The 17,657-nt window shown below is 36.0% G+C and carries 18 protein-coding genes and 1 rRNA gene; 14 read left to right on the forward strand and 5 right to left on the reverse strand.

Going from position 1 to position 17,657, the window contains the following annotated elements:
• Nucleotides 1–92, forward strand: a 5S ribosomal RNA gene (gene rrf / locus ACFVR1_RS13325); the annotation flags it as partial.
• Nucleotides 93–450: 358 nt separating this feature from the next.
• Nucleotides 451–1,449, forward strand: coding sequence for a nuclease-related domain-containing protein (locus ACFVR1_RS13330; RefSeq protein ID WP_387584656.1), 999 nt, complete (start codon nucleotides 451–453; stop codon nucleotides 1,447–1,449).
• A gap of 329 nt (nucleotides 1,450–1,778) precedes the next feature.
• Here the strand turns inward: ACFVR1_RS13330 and ACFVR1_RS13335 are convergent, their stop codons facing one another.
• A complete protein-coding gene (locus tag ACFVR1_RS13335; protein ID WP_387584657.1) occupies nucleotides 1,779–2,132 on the reverse strand; it encodes a VOC family protein in 354 nt (117 codons plus the stop codon).
• 174 nt (nucleotides 2,133–2,306) lie between these two features.
• Here ACFVR1_RS13335 and ACFVR1_RS13340 point away from each other — a divergent pair, with 174 nt between their 5' ends.
• The 4 genes from ACFVR1_RS13340 to ACFVR1_RS13355 are packed head-to-tail and all read left to right on the forward strand — an operon-like array spanning nucleotide 2,307 to nucleotide 4,969.
• Nucleotides 2,307–2,681 carry a GntR family transcriptional regulator gene (locus ACFVR1_RS13340; protein WP_387584904.1) on the forward strand — a complete coding sequence of 125 codons (375 nt, stop codon included), beginning with the start codon at nucleotides 2,307–2,309 and terminating at the stop codon, nucleotides 2,679–2,681.
• Entirely contained in the window at nucleotides 2,678–3,565 is an 888-nt protein-coding gene (locus ACFVR1_RS13345) for an ATP-binding cassette domain-containing protein (protein ID WP_387584659.1), read from the forward strand. Before ACFVR1_RS13340 ends, ACFVR1_RS13345 begins: the two co-directional genes overlap by 4 nt.
• Nucleotides 3,552–4,274, forward strand: a complete 723-nt coding sequence (locus tag ACFVR1_RS13350) for a hypothetical protein (protein WP_387584661.1) — start codon at nucleotides 3,552–3,554, stop codon at nucleotides 4,272–4,274. The genes ACFVR1_RS13345 and ACFVR1_RS13350 overlap by 14 nt, the downstream gene beginning before the upstream one ends.
• Nucleotides 4,271–4,969: a hypothetical protein gene (locus ACFVR1_RS13355; protein ID WP_387584662.1), complete on the forward strand. Its 699-nt coding sequence runs from the start codon at nucleotides 4,271–4,273 to the stop codon at nucleotides 4,967–4,969. Before ACFVR1_RS13350 ends, ACFVR1_RS13355 begins: the two co-directional genes overlap by 4 nt.
• Before the next feature lie 28 nt (nucleotides 4,970–4,997).
• Here the strand turns inward: ACFVR1_RS13355 and ACFVR1_RS13360 are convergent, their stop codons facing one another.
• Entirely contained in the window at nucleotides 4,998–6,140 is a 1,143-nt protein-coding gene (locus tag ACFVR1_RS13360) for an FAD-dependent monooxygenase (protein WP_387584664.1), read from the reverse strand.
• 87 nt (nucleotides 6,141–6,227) lie between these two features.
• On the opposite strand from ACFVR1_RS13360, the gene ACFVR1_RS13365 reads away from it, so the two are divergent.
• Nucleotides 6,228–6,698, forward strand: coding sequence for a GNAT family N-acetyltransferase (locus ACFVR1_RS13365; protein ID WP_387584665.1), 471 nt, complete (start codon nucleotides 6,228–6,230; stop codon nucleotides 6,696–6,698).
• A gap of 4 nt (nucleotides 6,699–6,702) precedes the next feature.
• Here ACFVR1_RS13365 and ACFVR1_RS13370 read toward each other — a convergent pair whose 3' ends face one another.
• On the reverse strand, nucleotides 6,703–7,686 hold the full coding sequence (locus tag ACFVR1_RS13370; protein WP_387584667.1) for a PQQ-dependent sugar dehydrogenase: 984 nt from the start codon (nucleotides 7,684–7,686) through the stop codon (nucleotides 6,703–6,705).
• A 161-nt stretch (nucleotides 7,687–7,847) separates the two neighbouring features.
• Between ACFVR1_RS13370 and ACFVR1_RS13375 the strand changes: the two genes are divergently transcribed.
• On the forward strand, nucleotides 7,848–8,582 hold the full coding sequence (locus tag ACFVR1_RS13375; RefSeq protein WP_387584668.1) for a sulfite exporter TauE/SafE family protein: 735 nt from the start codon (nucleotides 7,848–7,850) through the stop codon (nucleotides 8,580–8,582).
• A 21-nt stretch (nucleotides 8,583–8,603) separates the two neighbouring features.
• Nucleotides 8,604–9,563 carry a D-2-hydroxyacid dehydrogenase family protein gene (locus ACFVR1_RS13380; protein WP_387584669.1) on the forward strand — a complete coding sequence of 320 codons (960 nt, stop codon included), beginning with the start codon at nucleotides 8,604–8,606 and terminating at the stop codon, nucleotides 9,561–9,563.
• Nucleotides 9,564–9,699: 136 nt separating this feature from the next.
• On the opposite strand, the gene ACFVR1_RS13385 is transcribed toward ACFVR1_RS13380, so the two are convergent.
• A complete protein-coding gene (locus ACFVR1_RS13385) occupies nucleotides 9,700–11,859 on the reverse strand; it encodes a M28 family peptidase (RefSeq protein WP_387584670.1) in 2,160 nt (719 codons plus the stop codon).
• A 172-nt stretch (nucleotides 11,860–12,031) separates the two neighbouring features.
• On the opposite strand from ACFVR1_RS13385, the gene ACFVR1_RS13390 reads away from it, so the two are divergent.
• Both ACFVR1_RS13390 and ACFVR1_RS13395 read left to right on the forward strand, forming a co-directional pair.
• Nucleotides 12,032–12,646 carry a PH domain-containing protein gene (locus ACFVR1_RS13390; protein ID WP_387584671.1) on the forward strand — a complete coding sequence of 205 codons (615 nt, stop codon included), beginning with the start codon at nucleotides 12,032–12,034 and terminating at the stop codon, nucleotides 12,644–12,646.
• Between the two features lie 100 nt (nucleotides 12,647–12,746).
• Nucleotides 12,747–13,931 (forward strand): PstS family phosphate ABC transporter substrate-binding protein, encoded by a 1,185-nt coding sequence (locus tag ACFVR1_RS13395; RefSeq protein WP_387584673.1) that lies wholly within the window; start codon nucleotides 12,747–12,749, stop codon nucleotides 13,929–13,931.
• Nucleotides 13,932–13,978: 47 nt separating this feature from the next.
• Here the strand turns inward: ACFVR1_RS13395 and ACFVR1_RS13400 are convergent, their stop codons facing one another.
• Complete coding sequence (locus ACFVR1_RS13400; protein WP_387584906.1) at nucleotides 13,979–14,122, reverse strand: DUF3021 family protein; 144 nt, start codon at nucleotides 14,120–14,122, stop codon at nucleotides 13,979–13,981.
• Nucleotides 14,123–14,361: 239 nt separating this feature from the next.
• Here ACFVR1_RS13400 and ACFVR1_RS13405 point away from each other — a divergent pair, with 239 nt between their 5' ends.
• The 3 genes from ACFVR1_RS13405 to ACFVR1_RS13415 are packed head-to-tail and all read left to right on the forward strand — an operon-like array spanning nucleotide 14,362 to nucleotide 17,579.
• Entirely contained in the window at nucleotides 14,362–15,291 is a 930-nt protein-coding gene (locus ACFVR1_RS13405) for an AEC family transporter (protein ID WP_387584675.1), read from the forward strand.
• A gap of 1 nt (nucleotide 15,292) precedes the next feature.
• Entirely contained in the window at nucleotides 15,293–16,903 is a 1,611-nt protein-coding gene (locus ACFVR1_RS13410) for an ATP-binding protein (protein ID WP_387584676.1), read from the forward strand.
• Entirely contained in the window at nucleotides 16,887–17,579 is a 693-nt protein-coding gene (locus ACFVR1_RS13415; protein WP_387584678.1) for a response regulator, read from the forward strand. The genes ACFVR1_RS13410 and ACFVR1_RS13415 overlap by 17 nt, the downstream gene beginning before the upstream one ends.
• Nucleotides 17,580–17,657: the final 78 nt, after the last annotated feature.

The raw sequence follows: 17,657 nt of genomic DNA on the forward strand, positions 1-17,657 counted from the left end.
ACACCCGTTCCCATACCGAACACGGAAGTTAAGCTCTTCATCGCCGATGGTAGTTGGGGGTTTCCCCCTGTGAGAGTAGGACGTCGCTAGGCACTGTAAAAAGTCGTTATCGAGTAATCGATGACGGCTTTTTTTTATGTATAAATTTTTAAATCATCTTGAACAGAGATCAAATGGTTACCAATTGGATTACTTACTTACTTAGTAAGTTAGGTTTAATTTTGTGGATATAAAAGTACTTGGCTTGATACGACATTACCCGGGAAATAATTACATATACCGACATTAAGAGATAAAGAAGCAAATAATTTAAAATTAGGTTTTGGCGTATAACTTATTCTTATAAATTAATTTCTAGTCACTTTTAATTAGCAAAATGAAATTGTCTACATTCTAGTTCAATTTACTATCTTAATATGTATGGTTATTATGCAGAAAAGGGGTGACGTTTTGATTATCAAGAGGAGTTCAGCCAATTATGTAGGATTGCATATGCTCTATCATCGCTTACCAAACGAGCATTCAATGAAGACAGTGATTAATTCCAAGATGTTATCAACAAAAGCTGGAATTATTGGAGAAACAGTTGTAGAAGCTATATTTGAAAAATACCAATTTCCCTTTAACTACAGAGTATTACATGATGTGAGTTTAATCTCAAATGGAAAGTTTCAGTTAGATACTTTGTTTATAAGTCCCTATTGTGCAGTGATTTTAGAGTGTAAGAATATTGTGGGAGAGTTGAGTTTTGAAAATGATCCTCCCTGTTTAACGCGAAAATTACAGAATAGTCAGGAAGATACATTTGAGAGTCCTGAAGTGCAAGTAGATCGCAATATGTATTTATTGCAAGAATGGTTAAAAGAAAGAGGAATACGTATACCTGTTAGAGGAGTTATAGTATTTAGTAGTACTAAATCTAAAATAGTTAAACCTCCAAATCATACAGAAGTTATTTACGCATCGAGTATTCCTGTTTTACTAAGGAACTTAAAAACACATAAAGATTATTTATCTGTTGCTCAAATGGACTATTTGGCTGAGCAAATTGTACAGGACAATCAAACATATTTTCCATATCCAATGTGCCCAAAATGGGGAATAGATCCAACTGATTTGATCACTGGGGTTCAGTGTGGGAATTGTAGTAGATATGGAATGATACGTATTAAGAGAACTTGGTTATGTCCGGGGTGTAGTTATAAAGATTTAGATGCACATATTAATTCTGTTAAAGAGTGGTTTATGCTCATTGGTGACCAATTATCAAATAGTGAATGCCGCAGATTTTTGCATATTCAACAGCATCAAACTGTCACAAGAATATTACAGAGTATGGGGTTAACCATTGTGGGAGAAGGGAAAGCAACTAAATATAAAATGAGTGAAAAAATGCTATCCGGTCATAAAAATTTCTATATGGACAGAAAAGAGATTATCCGGTCATAAATCTATTTATCCGGTCACATTTTTTTCTATCCGGTCAGAAAACCAATCTATCCGGACACAAATGCAAAATGGCCACTCTAAGGAGGGGCTACTTGTGTCTTTAAAGCAAGCCATCCATGTTTCGGTGTTACTCGTCTGTGCTCACCTAATTGTAGGTGAAGGAAGTAACTAAAAAAAATGCTATCCGGTCATAAAAATTTCTATATGGACAGAAAAGAGATTATCCGGACATAAAATTATTTATCCGGTCACATTTTTTTCTATCCGGTCAGAAAACCAATCTATCCGGACATAAATGCAAAAAACCCCTCCAGAGAGGGGCTACTGCATCATATTTCACTCATTAATGCATGAGTGTTGCCTTCTGTGTCATTGAAGAAAGACATCCAAGTTTCGGTGTCACCCATCTTTGCAACCATATGTGGTTCGTCAATGAATACTGCGCCTGATTCTTTCATTCGTCCAACCTCTTTATGCAAATCATCCACTTTAAAATATAACACAGAGCTTTTGTGGTCGAATTCTGCTGTTTCAGGTCTACTTAATAATAATCTTGTATCTTCACATTGAAAGAATGCTAAACCATCCATTTCAAATAATAAAGGTAATCCGATTACATCTTTATAGAACACTACAGCTCGTTTTACATTTTCTACATTTACTGCAACTTGACCTAATTTCATAATAATAACCTCCATCTCTCTTATATTTAATTCTATATTCTTGTTCAGAATCCTCTCTAGTACAACAATAAATTCATTATCAATTGGTTTTAATTGTTAGACATTTCCACATATTTATTATATACTACATTACAACACTAATGTACTAACTTGTATGAAAGAGAGATGAAGAAATTGAATCTAAATGCAGATAGTACGAAGCCTATCTATATCCAAATTTCCGAATGGATTGAGAATGAAATAATTGCTGATCGATTTCTAGACGATGAGAAAGTGCATTCCCAATATCAATTAGCGGATCTTTTTAATATTAATCCAGCTACAGCAGCTAAAGGCTTGACGATACTCTTGGAAGAGCAAATTCTGTATAAAAAAAGAGGTCTAGGAATGTTTGTTAAAACCAATGCGAAAACAAGAATCTTGCAAAAGAGACGGACAGAGACGTTAACACATATGGTTAAGGAGCTTGTATTGGAAGCGAGTAGGCTTTCTGTAACAGAAGAAGAACTCATAGATCTAATAAAAAATGTGGGGAGGAAAGAAAAGTGACAGTTATTGAATGTCAAAATCTCAAAAAACGTTATAAGCGAATGAATGCACTTGAAAATATATCATTTCAATTAAAAGATCATAAAATTACTGGGTTGATAGGACGTAATGGTGCTGGAAAAACCACTTTACTAAAAATATTAGCAGGTTTTATCAAAGAAAGTTCAGGTGAGGTTAAAGTATTCACTAGCAATCCATTCAATAATTTGTGTGTATCTGCGAACAGTATTTTAGTAGACGACCAAATGAGCTTTCCAGATTCATTAACACTAGCTGAAATATTAGAAGTTGCACCTAAATTTTATAAAAGATGGAATGCGGATCTAGCTTCTAATTTATTTCACTATTTTAGGTTGAATCCAAAACAACAGCATTCTAAATTATCGAAAGGTACTATGGCTACGTTTAATATGATTTTTGGATTAGCAACACGATGTGAGCTAACGATGTTTGATGAACCGACTAATGGAATGGATGAAGCAGTACGAACAGATTTTTACAGAGCAATACTAAAAGAATATATAGCGTACCCTCGTTCTATTATAATTTCTAGCCACCATTTATCGGAAATGGAGCATTTGCTAGAAGATATTTTACTCATGCATAAAGGGAAGGTTGTATTTCATAAATCTCTAGATGAAGTGAAAGAATACGCTGTTGCTATTCAAGGGCCAACTGATTTAGTAGTGAAGCTGACCGAGCAAATGGAAGTTCTTCATACGAAGTATTTGGATGGTCATCTTCATTATGTTGTTGTTAGAAATGAGAAGCCGCCTGAAAAAGTACGTGTGGATAGTATAACTATCCAACCAGTATCAGCGAGCGATGTTTGTATGTATGTTACGAGCGAAACGAAAGGAGGAATCGATGATGTTTTTAAGTAATAGTACACTAGGAGATGTGATTAAAGCTCAAGTGAGTTTTAAGATGAAAGCATACACAGGTGCCGTTGTATCACTTATTTTGATACAACTTGTGGGGCTCTTCTTTTCAATGAATGGAAGTAGTTCGATGGGAAGTAGTATTAATAATACGAGTATCCAAGTAACTTTGCTTTCAAATGATATTGTTTTTGCTTTTGTTGCGGTATGGGCACTTTTTGTTGGATATTTAATTACCACAAAAGCATATCGATACGATGATTTTTCCTTTGTAGCAACTCGGTTGAGCAGTAATTTAGCAAACATCATTATTATTTGCTTGATGAGTATTTTTGCTGCAATAACGACCTTTTTAAGCAACTATTTATTACGAGTTATTCTTCTGCTTTTGAACAAAGTCGATTATATGAAAAGTCCAGGTATTTTCGATGATCCTCTTCAATCCATTCAAAATATTATAGTGATCATGCTCCTAATTTTAACTATCGCAGCGGGAGGTTACTTAGGGGGAATGCTTGTTCAGATTAGTAAAGTGTTTATCTTCTTTATACCTATTTTCTTATTAGCAATACCGATTACAAGGTTTGGTCAAACGGTTATTCAATACATCTTTGTAAATAATTTATTTTTGATTGTTAAATTAATTTGTATACCATTTATTTTCTTTGCTCTTGCTATAGTATGTTCTAATCGATTGGGGGTTAGAAAATGAGTACTTTTGTGATTTTATTAATTTCTATTATTATTGTACTAGTCATCAATATGCTAATCCTCAAAGGAGTAAGGGGTGGCTTAAAGCATATCGCTTGGAATAAAAAAGGTAGTAAATGGATTATTATTACTTATGTTAGCATTCTTTTATTAGCAGTAGTAGTTTATGAGTTTATTCCGTTTAATGGTGATGAAGTGATTACTCAAAAAGAGTTTCAAAAGCTTGAAAATGAAAATCTAACATTTAATCAAGCATTTAGAAACAATGAAGTAAACAAATTAGATTCGAAGTTTTTAGAAGAGGAAATATCCCAGGAATTAAGTGGGGATACACTTCATATAGTTTCTCCAAGTTCTGATCATCCAACAGCAAAAGTATATGTAGATTGGACAGATTCAAAAAAGCAGCTAGTTGAAGGGAAAGTGTATCGTACGAATTTAACTATGTATGGGATTGACTTTAAAGAGAAAATACAATTATCCAAAATAGAATTGGAAGGAGATAAACTCATTATTCAAGAGCCAGCTGAAAAAGAACTTAGATTTTATAGATTTTCGAATCAATTAGCGGTTCTTTCAATAGATGGCCTTTTTCAGAGGTATGAATACGGGAGAGCGTCTGGCGATACTTATATTTATTTGAAAGTACCTAAGCATATCAACGTAGTGGATGAAATGGGATTCCAGATATACTAAGAAAAAAGTGCCTTCCTAAGAAGGCACTTTACTTCATTTTCACATCAAACAAAAATTTCAGTCTTCGCAAAAGTAGCTTGGAAGGGATGAATGGGAATAAAAAATCGCGAGTATTAGCGAGTGCGTGAGAATGCAGTTGTGCTACTGCTCCAATTTGCCGAGATAACTTAATCACTTTTGCAGTGCGTGCTACTCGCTTTTCCTCGTAAAAGGCTAATGCTTGTCCCAGGCATTCAAATTGTTTGAAGCCATTTCCAAGGACAATGGCATCTTCAATTGCTTGCCCGGCTCCTTGTCCCATATTTGGTGTAGTTGCATGGGCTGCATCTCCAAGTAAAACAACTCTTCCATAAACAAATTGTCGAAGGGCTTTGATATCCGAAATATCATGGTGTAGAATATGGTCAACTTGTGTATCGCTAATTATTTCTGGAACGACTTTAGGGAAATGTGTAAATAGATTGGCGATTTCGTGTTGTTCGAGAGTTTGATAAAGAGGGTCTTTTTCTCTTGCGTTGATACAAGCAAACCAATAAACTTTTCCATTTTTCATCGGTGCCATTCCGAAACGACCGGCGGGAGACCATAACTCTGTCGATGTAAACTCATCAACTCGCCCTTTATTTTCCGTGATTCCTCGCCAGCATGTATATCCAGCGTAGCGTGGTTCTGAGTCTGGTATTAGTTTTTTTCGTATAGTGGAGTGAATTCCATCGGCAGCGATAAGCAAGTCAGAAGTCACTTCGGTTCCATCTTCAAAATAAGCAGTTACTCGTTCTTCATTTTGATCGACATATACACATTTTTTATTGTACTGAATTGTATTTGGTTCTAAGACATCTAGAAAAGTGCGATGTAAATCTGCTCGATGAATTGTAATATTTTCTTGACCAAATTGTTCTTTTAAAACACTGAAATTGATAGTATTTAACGTTTCACCTTTTGCGTTTAGGAAAACTTGAGTATGTAGGACATTACCATTTGCAAAGACTTTTTCACCAACACCAATTTCTATTAAAGCTTGCATTGCGTTCGACCCAATTCCAATACCTGCACCGACCGGTTGAAAGAAGGAGGATGACTCGTATACTTGTACGGAGAATCCTTGTTTTTGCAAAGTAACCGCGGCGCAAAGACCACCAATTCCCCCTCCAATAATAGTAATTTCCATTGTACCAACACCTCCAATAAAAGTTTAGCAAACTCTCGTAGAAATTTTTATGTTATGCTAATAAAAAATAGAAAAAGGGGAGTATTTATGATTACCCTTGCACCATATGAAATGAAATATCAAGCGGCTTTAGAGAATTATCCACTTTCAGAGGAGCACTTATCCTTCACAGCACATCCACTTGAACTATTGGATCGTAGTGAAAACACGTCTACTTATTCACCAATTGTTATATTAGAAAATGGAATTGTTGTTGGCTTTTTCGTGCTCGATTCGGGCGAAGATAAATTCAATTACACGGATAAACAAGAGAGCATTTTACTGAGAGGTTATTCTGTTCACCCGTCTTATCAAGGGAATGGAATTGCAAAAAAATCGATGGGTCTACTACGTGAATATTCAAACGAAAATTTTCCTCATGTCAGCCAGATTGTACTCGGTGTTAACGAAGCTAATAAGGCAGCGCAATCAGTTTATCTGAGGGCAGGATTTATCGATGAAGGTAAGCGGTTCAATGGAAGATCAGGTGTGCAAATCGCGATGTGCTTGAAGTTATAGCAAGTCACTCTTTCAAGCGATAAAGTACATCATCACCGTTATTAGGTGATCCTCGTCCATCTGTGTTATTCGTAACGAAGTAGATGTATTCTCCGTCAGAGAATACATCGCGTACACGTCCAAACCCAGTAATGGAACGCTCTACATCTCCAGTTGATACATTCATTACTTTGACCGCTTCACCACGAAGGGAAGCCACATATAACTTTCCCTTGTGAAATGTAATACCTGATGGAGCCCATGTATCTCTATAACCGGAAGTAATAATAGGTGATTCCAATCCATCTTTTGTTTCAGTCCCTTGGATAATTGGGTAGCCATAGTTTTTACCTTGTTCTATTCGATTAATTTCATCATTTGCAGATTGTCCATGTTCAGCTTCGTAAAGTGTTCCATCCTCATCCCAAGCGAGTCCTTGTGGATTACGATGACCAGTAGTATAGATTTCGAATGTTCTATCTTTCTTCATTCGTAATATCTTCCCGTTGAGCAATTTTGCATCTTGTGCATTAGAGGGATTTCCTGCATCACCAATGGTGACATATAAGTATCCATCCGGTCCAATTTTTAGCCTGCCCCCGTGATGAATATTACCTGTAGGTATACTATCTAGATGAATAGCAATTTCCTTCCAAATATCGTTTTCTTGTCTAATTGTTACTACTCGATTGAAAGAATCTCCGTTCTGATCGTATGTGTAGTAAGCGAATGCCTCACGTGATTCTCCAAAATCATTCTTCAATACAAAACCGAGTAGACCCGCTTCTGAAGCATCTGACAAATCATTAGAAAGCTTCACTTCTTTGTGCATAACCTTCCCACTATTTGTGACTTCCGCAATCGTTCCCACTCGTTCGGATATATAGAAAGTATTTTTATATTTATTTATGGACCATGGAGTATCTAAATTTGGTGCAATTTTTTCAGTAGGTATTTTTTCATCTGAACACCCGATTAATACAAATGCAAAGAGTAATAATCTTTTCAACTGAATCCCTCCTATACTAGTACTTCCCGTTTCTTTGTTGTTTCTCCTTCTAGTGTTAATAAGTTTTTCAAATGTAAAACGATAAATACTATTGAATTTACTTATCATTAATTGAGAGTTATGCTAAATTACATCAGAAAGAATGGAAAGAAGGCTTTATTATGGAATTCATCCTCTTTTTTATTGTTGGAGTTGTAGGCAATGTTGTTGGCACCCTAGTCGGAGGTGGGGGACTCATTAGCTTACCAACGATGCTACTTATGGGGCTACCCGTGCATTCAGCAATTGGTGCAAACAAAGTATCCAATACAGTTAGCTCGCTATCTAGCTTCCTCGTTATTTTTAAACAGAAAGAAATCTCCGTTAAAGAGGCACTGTCTGTGCTATCATTTTGCTTGGGGGGGGGCGTTTTAGGGGGGCTAGTTGCCTCTTTCCTAAGCGGAAATACGTTAACTATAATCGCTATAGTATTACTAAGCTTCGCATTTATCACATCCTTTATGGGAAAAGGGAACTTTGAAGGAACTGGGTCGTTTCGTTTAAATAAAAAAATGGTACCCGCACTACTTGGAATCGGTATGTACGACGGAATGTTTGGACCGGGGAGCAGCACGTTGGCGCTCTACTTATATGCGAGTCAAAAAATCGCATATATTCGAGCAGTTGGTTTAGCAAGAATCGGTGTTTTTGCCAGTTGTTTTGGTGCTTCCATTACGTATATTTCTACCGGTAAAATCATTTGGCCACTTACTATCGCTCTAATGCTTGGAGCCATCATAGGCGCACAACTTGGGGTGAGACTAGCTCGCAAATTAAAATCAGAACAAGTGAAGCCACTTCTTAGAATAGTAACTGTTCTATTAATCGTTCAAATTGTGGTAGATTATTTGAAATAATACGCTGGGAGAGAATAGAAGATGAAAATTCGTTGTGCAATACTAGATGATTATCAAAATGCAGCACTTAAAATGGCTGATTGGTCCCCTATACTTGATAAGGTTCAAGTGCAAACTTTTTGCAATCATATTGAAAGTGAGGATCAATTGATCGAGTTACTTAGCGATTTTGAAATTATAGTCATTATGCGTGAACGAACTCCCTTTACTGCATCTCTTTTTGAGAGACTCCCAAAACTTAAATTACTCGTAACCTCTGGCATGAGAAATGCGTCGATTGATCTTATTGCTGCGAAAAAATATGGAGTAATTGTTTGTGGAACTGCGAGTATGTCAGAGCCACCAACAGAGCTAACCTGGGCGTTATTATTAAATGTCGCTCGCAAGATTACAAAAGAAAACAATGAGCTTCGAAACAATGGACCTTGGCAAAGTACTATAGGGACTGATTTAAATGGCAAACGTCTTGGTCTAGTAGGTCTTGGTAAAATAGGAAGTAGAATGGCAGTGATTGCTAAGGCATTTGGTATGGAAGTAGTTGCATGGAGTCAAAATTTAACGAAAGAACAAACCGATAAATTTGGAGTTCAACTAGCATCATCTAAAGAAGAATTACTCGAAACGAGCGATTTTGTTTCCATTCATCTTGTACTAAGTGACAGAACTAGAGGATTAATTAGTACAAATGAATTGAAGCATATGAAACCTTCAGCATATCTGATTAATACATCGCGTGCAGCTATTATCGACCAAGAAGCCCTAATAGAAGCACTTCGCGAAAATTGGATTGCTGGAGCAGGGATTGATGTGTTCGAAATGGAGCCACTTCCGGAAAGTCATCCTTTCCGCATGCTTCCGAATATGCTTGCAACACCACATCTTGGTTATGTGAGCGAACGAAACTATAGCACGTATTACAGTGAAACAGTAGAAAACATTCAATCATTCTTAGAAGGATCTATCCTAAGACAATTAAACTAATTAGGGGTTTAATCTAAGTCTAATAGAATCTGAAAATGTACTGAAATTAATGCTCTTTGAAATAATGAGAATTCTAATCAACAAAAAGCTGTCCCAAGGTCAAAATGACACTTAGGACAGCTCTTTATGTTTTTAATTATTTTAATTCATCTAGCATCTCGCCAAGCTTGTTCACACTTGCTACTTCCTCGGCAATCGTCGTTTTCAACAGTTCTTTTTGTCTTTCTAATGCGCTATTTAAAGTTTGAATCTCAGATGAAATATCAACACCAGTTTGTTCTCTTTTTTCTTTTAACGAATTAATCGTGTCAAATAAATCTTCGTGTCCCATAATTCTTCCTGAGCCCCACATAAGTTTTTCTTTTGGAGCTTTTAGAACATAGTCTGTAAAATAGTTGTATACTTCTTTATCGAAGTAAAATGCGTACCAATTGTTATCAATTTTCCATAAGTAATCGTCTAGTGGGGTAGCGATATCGCCTTTTACCAATGCATTTATTGATAACGATAAGTTATCTATGTTATTTTGTGCATGTTCATGAGGGAAAATTGGTTCGTCTTCCCAAGTTAAACGGACAAATTGATCTTCAGCATATTTAAATGCAGCAAGTAATCCACTGTTCAACTCACGACTTTCATTATATACCTTTTTAGCTGTCTCAGCATTGCCTTCAGTTAGAGCAGCTAAGTAATCTTCATTCACTTTCGTAACTTTTGCATTTACTTCTTCAGCAGTTGCAATTGCGCTATCAATATCACTAACTAGTTTGTCCGATGACACGCCAGCTTGTTTAAATATATCTGCATTAATGTCTTCTTTCAATGCATTTAAACGAGTGGTGAAATCAAGTGGAACGACAGCAGTTTCATCATAATGCATTGCAAGTAAGCCATATAAATTTAAATGGAACTTATATGCATTCATATTATAAGGTCCTTCATTATCAAATTGTGAATGATAATGAGAGTGCATAAACTCGCTATCTTGGAAATCATTACGAAGCGCAGGAACGCCAGCGATACCAAATGAGAAGTCATCTGACCAAGTACGTAGTGGAGAAACGATCGAAATCCCATCTTTATAAACTCCATCAACGCTTGGTACTGTCTTTGCAAACTGAGTTAAATAATTGTTTAACTCATAAACGGAACGAATTTCATCTTGTGTTGTATGTTCATATGCAGGAAGCTCGAAGTTCATATTAGCAAAGGCTTTTCCAACCCATTCAGGATGAACCTTGAAAATTTGGTTGTATGCGCCAGTTGACCAGTCATAACGAGAGTTTGATATACCCCATTCTTCAGCAGCAAGTGCATTGAAAATAATCGTTTTTTCTGGTTGGTAACCGCTATCGACTAATCCTTTTGCAACTCCCATCAATAACCCAATTGCTGCGTTATCATCTTCGAATCCAGAAAAATAGGAATCGTAATGCGCTGATAAGATGATATATGATTCTGGGTCTTTCCCGATAATTTTACCGTAGTAGTTATACGATTTGCCATCCAATTTCACGGTAGATTTTGCATCGAACTTCACTGAAAGCTTATTTTTACTAGCTTCAAGTGCTTTCTTTAAACTATTTGCGTCCGTTTGGGACATTGAAAATGCAGGTGCATCGTCTGGTCCACAAATATCTTGTGCATTTAATGCATCTGGGTCAACTTCTGCATACCCAGCTTCTTGAACAGCGATTACAGCAGCTGCCCCTTTTAAATGTGCTTGATACGCTGGGTAGTTAATCCACCATTCTTCGCGTTGGTTAATATCGATTAAAACCAGCTTGCCTTTAACATCCAATCCAGCAAGATCTTCTGCTGTTCCTTTTCCAGCATAGACTAAATCGAGTTCCTTCACTCCGATTGTATCGAAATTAACTTGGTATCCACCTAAAACTGCAAGGTGTTCTTTGCCGTTTTCATCTGTAAAAGTTAAATCGGCTTTTTCGAATTCCCATGTGTCCACTTTGAACTCATCTTTCGTAACTTCAGAAAGTCCGATTTTCTTCATTTCATTTCCAATTTTTTCGCCAGTTTTCAACTCTGCTTGAGATCCAGCAGTACGATAACCTAGTTTTTCATTTGATTTAAATTCTTCTAGACTTTTAGTGAAATTATAAGCATAGTCCACGTCTACTGCAGAAAGATAATTGCTGTTTGCATCCTCAACAGAAATGACTTTTTCATCTTGGGTATTTTCTTTATTCACATTTGTAGATTCTTCTTTTGGAGTACACGCCACTAACGACATTCCGACTAGCATAGTCATAGTGAGGCTGGTTATAAACTTCTTCATTTATCACATTCCTTTTATATTATTTTAGAACTAGATAATTAAACGACAAATAAAAGACAAAGGCAATATTATTTTGAAATAATAAATAACTTCTATAGTAATCATTTCCCTAAAAAAATTAGAGTAAACTATGATAATCTTAAAATATGAGTGAAAAGAGGAGGAGCAGCGAATGCTAAAAAAATTAGCTTCAGATGCATTAGGATTATCAGATATCGGAGTTGTAGTACCAAAATCAGACTTTGACAAAACAGAGGCAGACGATTTTGTTATGCACGAAATAGGGGAAGTCATCTATTTTCTTATCAAAACAAAAGCAGACGAGTATTGCTTCACAAATAAAGCGCTTATCCATGTAGATGGTAAAAACGCAATTAGCAAGAAAAGAATGCTTAGAAGATACGATTATGTTTATCATCCAATTACAGAAGTTGCACTTGAGACCGCAGGAACAATTGATCTAGACGTTGAAATCAAATTCACAATAGGCAACGTTCCGTTATCAATCGATATTCATAAAAGATTCGCAACGGAAATAAAAGATTTATACAAAGTAATTCACGCCATTTCTATGGAAATGAAAGAAAATGCAAAGAAATACGAAATTGCTCAAAACAGCTTAAACTATGCTGCACAGTCCATTGGCAAAATCGAAAGTCGTGAAGTAACTCCAGCTGGCTCATTTGAAGATATTACACGATTCGCGACAGATTGGATGTTGGACCAAAAACATAAGTACGTAAAAAAGGACTTTGCAGATTTATTCGAGTTGTATATTAATCAATGAAACAAGAAGAGCTCCTAACGGAAAGTTGGGAGCTCTTCTTAATGAAATATAAAAGGACTTCCAACTTATTTGTAGAATATCCAAATAGGGGGAGATTTTGGTGGAGAAAGAGACGCTTATTGCACCCGTTTTATATGCAGTTTTCGTTCTTTTTGGAATTTATTTCTTTACTATCGTGTTTCTATTTATGGTGCCGTTAACTTTTAAGACCCAGTATTTGGCTCTAATTCTTACAATAGTAGTTGTGTTATATGTGCTTTATGTGTTAAACCTTTTTCGTTTTTTCAAGACGAAGAAGCGCAAGATAGTTTACACCGGTATTACAGCGACAGCTATTTTAGTTAGTGCAATTTCACCAATACAGTATGTATATATGAACTGGAAACCTTCGATAAATGCTGCAGTGAATATTTACGAGTACCAACCATTTACAGATTCAAGTGATGCCGCCCGGTTAGAAGATAATTCAACCCTTCAACTGAAAAAGGGTTTGCCGAGAATGGACGGAGCAACAGCACTATATCCTTTGTACTCTGCATTCGTTCAGGCGACATATCCAAAAAGAGACTATGATCCGTTTGATAGTGAAGTGATGGTCAATACAACGCCTGATGCGTATTACAATTTAATCTTTGGAAATGCTGAGATGATTTTTGTAGCAACGCCATCCAAATCGCAACTTTCTTTTGCAAAACAATGGGGAGTTGAACTGAAAATAACCCCGATTGGTCGAGAAGCGTTTGTCTTTTTTGTCAATCAGAACAATGAGATTAATGGATTGACAATGGAGCAAATAAAAGATATCTATGCAGGCAAGCTGACCAACTGGCAAGAAGTTGGAGGGGGTAACGATCCGATTCGTGCCTTCCATCGACCTATGGATAATGGAAGCCAGTCCGCATTAGAGAAAATAATGGAAGATATGCCGATTATGGAACGACCTTCGAAGGATTTTGTAACTGGCATTATTAATGAGGTATCTCAGTATAAAAAGTACAAAAAATATAGTGCCTACAAAAACTATAAAAATGCTATTGGCTATACATTTCGATTCGATTCCACAAAAATGGAGAATAACAACCAAATAAAACTATTAGAAATAGATGGAGTTCCACCAACAAAAGAAACAATTCAATCTGGTGCGTATCCACTTGTATCAGAACTATCCATAGTGACAGCAGGAACAGAAAATCCAAATGTGGAGAACCTAATCCAATGGATTTTGTCTCCGCAAGGACAAGAATTGGTTGAAAAGACCGGATATGTGCCTCTTAGTCGAGAATAATTATTCGAAAAAAGCTCCTAACAAATTGTTAGGAGCTCATTTTATGTTTATAGCAAATCAAGATCTTCATTCAACTTCTTCGCTTGTTTTCTAAAATATAGATAGAACGAAGTCCAAAATACTACATAGAACACTATAAAAAAAGCAATGGCTATTAAAAAGCTTATCAAATTTAAAGGAACCCATCCGATTGGGAGTGACTTGTCAAAAACATGAGGTCACTTGCTGGAGTATAGAATAATGCTTTTCACTGCAGTAAAATAATCGGTTGGATGGTTTTGTCGCGTTACAGTGTATTCTGTCTTTTACAACCATTTTATGGACAAAATATTACGAGTGCCTGGCACCTGTAATAAGATCTTTTGCTTATAGCAGAAAATTACAAACAGTGCGATAATATGTTTGGATATGTTGGAAAGGAGTAACTCGGATGGTTTATTTAGGTATGGTTTTTTTTCAGGTAGTTGCACCAATTCTAATCATGCTTGGAATAGGAGCAGCTCTTCAGTTAAAGTTTCAATTTAATTTGAAGGCGTTGTCGAATTTAATCACATACTGTTTAATGCCAGCAGCAGTTTTTATTAATATTTATGAAACAAAGGTGAATGGAGATATATTAGGTGAGATTGTATTCTACTTAATAGTTTTCAGTATTTGTTTGATGATATTAAGTTCGATTGTTAGTAAATTACTTAAGTTAAATAGAAATCAATCTGCTATCTATAAGAATAGTATTGTGCTGATTAACTCAGGTAATTATGGGATTCCAGTCAGTCAGATGCTCTTCTCTGCCAATCCTCTTGGTATTTCCATTCAAATAATTATAGTGATTTTCCAAAATATAATAACGTATACATATGGGTTATATAATCTAATTTCTTCCACAAAGTCCGGATTGGATATTTTGCGTAGCTTAATTCGAATGCCAATTGTTCATGCATTAATGCTTGGAGCAGTAATGAATTTCTGGAATTTTGGTATTCCTATTTTTTTACGTATACCTATCGATTACTTGGCGAATGCGTTTATTTCGATTGCGCTGATTACTTTAGGTGCACAGTTAGCTCAACTTGATATTAAAACGATATTTAATAAGGTCATTTTAACAAGCACGGTTGGAAGATTAATCTTAAGTCCAGCACTTGCACTTAGTTTAATACTACTAATGAACATTGATGGGGTAGTAGCGCAATCCTTATTTATCGCTAGCGCATTCCCGACTTCTCGTAATAGCTCAACGCTTGCACTGGAATATGATGTAGAGCCAAATTTAGCAGCACAAATTGTTTTATTTTCAACGATTGTTAGCTGTATTACGGTAACAATTGTAATTTTTATATCAAAAGTTTTGTGGGGGTAATATGAAAAAGAAGACATTACAAGCACGTATATTTAGATTTGGAGCGGTTTTTGTTTCACTTGTGGCAATTGTAATTGGTATATCTTTTTATTTTATTATTTCACATGCTATTGAACGGCAAATTGGGGAAAGGGCACTTAGCATCGCGATTACCACAGCAGAAAGGCCGGATATTATAGCTGGATTTCATGCACAAGATCCAACCGTAATTTTACAACCAATTGCAACGAGTATTCGAGAGAGTACAGGTGCAGAATACGTAGTTATTGGAAATAAAGAAGGGATACGCTACACACATCCAATAGTGGAGAGAATTGGTCAAAAAATGGTTGGGGATGATAATGAACAAGCGCTTATATACGGTAAATCCTATATATCAGAAGCGACTGGGACACTTGGTACTGCGATAAGAGGAAAAGCTCCTGTCATGGATGGAAATGGTGAAATCATAGGAATCATCTCTGTCGGATTTTTAAAAGATAATATGGTGAACATTTTTATGCAGTATGTGGATAATATCGCTTATATCGTAGTAATTGCTATATTAATAGGAATCATGGGTTCTAGTATGATATCACGCAGTATAAAGAAAGAATTATTTGATCTAGAGCCAACGGAAATTGCGAGCTTATTTACGGAACGTAATGCATTGATTGAATCCGTCCGAGAAGGAATAATTATGGTAGATGCAAATGGCGTAATTACTATGGTGAATTTAGCAGCACATGAAATATTATCATTACCTGTAGATACAAAATTAATTGGTCGAAACATTTGGGAAGTTATTCCGAATACGAATCTTCCTCAAGTTATGAAATCTGGTGAAGGACAGTTAGATCGACCTATGGAGGTTCGCGGGAAAAAAGCGATTGTCAATCGTATTCCCATTCGAGTAGGAGACGAAATTGTAGGAGCAGTATCTAGTTTTCGTCTTCAGTCAGATATTGACCGTCTAGTCGAAGAATTATCACAAGTAAAACAGTACACAGAAGCATTGCGTTCTCAAACACATGAATATAATAATTTTTTATATACTATTTCGGGTCTATTACAGTTGAATTCATATGATGAGGCACTAAGTTTAATTCATGATGAAACTGCTGAGCACCAGTCACTAATTCAATTTATGACAAAACGTTTGCAGGATCCATTCCTTGGGGGGATCGTCATTGGTTTTTTAAACAGAGCAAAGGAATTAAAAGTACGATTTATTTTAGATGAAGATAGTTACATAGATAAGTTACCAAAACATTTGCAAAAGCATCTTTTTGTTTCTATTATTGGGAATTTAGTGACGAATGGATTTGAAGCAGTAGAGTGCTTCCCAGAAGAAGAACGTGTGGTACGTGTTCTTATTTTCGATAATGGGGAGGAAATTCTTATTGAAATCGAAGACTCTGGTAAAGGAATATCAGAGGAAATACTAGATATAGTTTGGAAGGAGAGAGTTTCCACGAAAAGTGGTGAACATCGTGGATTTGGATTAGTAAAGGTAAAAGAAAATGTAGATGATTTAGGAGGTTCAATTGCTATAGAAAGAGGGGATTTAGGCGGAGCATTGTTTATCGTTTCAATTCCAAAAGGGGGGTATCTACATGACAAAGCAAATTGAAATATTAATAGTAGAAGATGATAAGAGAATTTCCGACATTCACCGACGATTTATTGAGAAATTAGAAGGGTTTAAGGTTATTGGCTCCGCATTTACTGGGGAAGAAGGTGAGGATTGGATTATTACATATAAGCCCGACCTTGTCTTATTGGATGTGTATCTACCAGGTACTTTAGGCACGGACTTATTGTCTGTTATTCAGGAGCACAGTCCAGATACAGATATTATTTTCATCACGGCAGCAGCAGAGGCTGATATTGTGAAAAAAGCGTTTCGTAGCGGAGTTGCTGATTATATATTAAAACCATTAACATTTGAAAAATTTAAAGATAGCTTACTTGCATATAAAACCAAAAGAGATATTCTCACAAGAGAAGGAAATGTACAGGAAGAGGTTATACAGTCACTCTGGAATAATAAAGTGAGTACTACTTTACAGACTGAGTCGATTCCTCCGAAAGGGATCGATCCAATTACAAAAGAAAAAGTGGTAAACCATATACAAACAATGAGGGAGGGCATTACAGCTGAATCACTTGGCTTAAAAGTTGGTGTGAGTAGATCGACTGCCCGAAGATATTTAGAATACCTTGTTTCCGAAAAGCTTGTATATGCAGAGTTGTCATACGGTACAGTAGGTAGACCGGAACGGAGATATTTCATCCAGTCTTCATGAACATTATGAGCATAATAAACTTTATTCCCTTTATCCAACTTATAACCAAAAGCATTGAGTTTACTTAATGTTTTGATA

The organism is Psychrobacillus sp. NPDC058041 (assembly GCF_042885655.1).
In the GTDB taxonomy this organism is placed as follows: domain Bacteria; phylum Bacillota; class Bacilli; order Bacillales_A; family Planococcaceae; genus Psychrobacillus.